Raw genomic sequence first — 1104 nt, 5'->3', positions numbered from 1 at the left:
CGGTGCACAGCGCGCCGAAGATTTCCCACACGGAGAAGTCGAAGGCGTAGGAGTGGAACATCGTCCAGACGTCGTCCGCGCCGAAGCCGAACCATGCATCGGTGGCGCTCAGCAGGCGACTCACGTTGCGGTGGCACAGCTGCGCACCCTTGGGGCGGCCGGTGGAGCCAGAGGTATAGATGACGTAGGCGAGGTTCTCGCCGTGCAGTTCGACCTGCGGATCGTGGGATGGCTCTTCGGACAGGTCGAGCGTGTCGAGCGCCAGCAGCTGCAGCGCTTCGGTGTCGGGCACCTGCAGATGGCTCTGCGTGAGCAGCAGGGCGATGCCGCTGTCGCCGACCATGTCCCACAGCGTGGCATTGCCGCTGTGCTTCACGCCGCCGCGCGGAAAGGTGAGGTACGAGCCGTGGCCGGTGCCGCTCTTGCGCTGGCAGTCGCGGCACTGGCAGTCGTTCTGGAAGATCGGCTCGCCTGAAATCTCGTAGCGGATTGCGCCGCACGCGCAGCCGCCGGTGTAGGCGTGGGTCATTTGTCTTGTCCTTTCGAAGTCGTTGCGAAGTTGGTATGGCGGCCAATCTAGTCGCCAACCCGCACGGCAGGGAGTAACAAGTTCGTCGTGAATGGGCGCCACTCGGGAGCTCAAGCTTCCACGGGCACGTAGAGGTCGATCACGGCCCCTGGCTGGTCGGGTGCGAAATGGCCGTCGTACATCTCGAAGTCGGGGCTGTCGACGACCCGCAGGCCCGAGGCGGGAATCAGCTCGCCCCAGATGGTCGCCATGGCGCTCTTGACTTGCGGGTGCAGCGCTGATCCGTTCAGGGCGATGCGAAAAACGGCATAGGTTGCCGCCGGAATTTCCTTCACGGTGAATCCCTTGGGGAGACCGCCTTCGGCCTCTACACCAACGCCTGCCATGTACATGAAGCTCCCGGCCTCCCGGTCCGTGCTCCAGACCACGCCGTACGTTGCCCAGCTCGGGCTTTGGCCCTTCAGCGGCAAGGCACCGACAAGTGCCGACCACAGCTGGGGAATCTCCGACCTCGTCGCGTCGTCGAAGCGTCGGGAGGGGCCCGCGACGCGGAACGCCTCGAGCCTGCTCAATTC

The 1104-nt window shown here is 64.9% G+C and carries 1 protein-coding gene and 2 pseudogenes; all 3 read right to left on the bottom strand.

Going from position 1 to position 1104, the window contains the following annotated elements; translation table 11 throughout:
- Window positions 1-343: pseudogene (locus tag ACSFA3_RS25225) on the bottom strand (AMP-binding protein); the annotation flags it as partial.
- A 42-nt stretch (window positions 344-385) separates the two neighbouring features.
- Window positions 386-529, bottom strand: a pseudogene (locus ACSFA3_RS25220) (GFA family protein); the annotation flags it as partial.
- 110 nt (window positions 530-639) lie between these two features.
- On the bottom strand, window positions 640-1104 hold a 465-nt coding region (locus ACSFA3_RS25215; protein ID WP_435508072.1), incomplete at its 5' end, for a GyrI-like domain-containing protein.

Source organism: Variovorax glucosi, from assembly GCF_051216695.1.
Taxonomy (GTDB): domain Bacteria; phylum Pseudomonadota; class Gammaproteobacteria; order Burkholderiales; family Burkholderiaceae_C; genus Variovorax.
The sequence above is the reverse complement of the archived record's forward strand: the minus strand, read 5'-3'. Positions and strand labels throughout refer to the sequence as shown.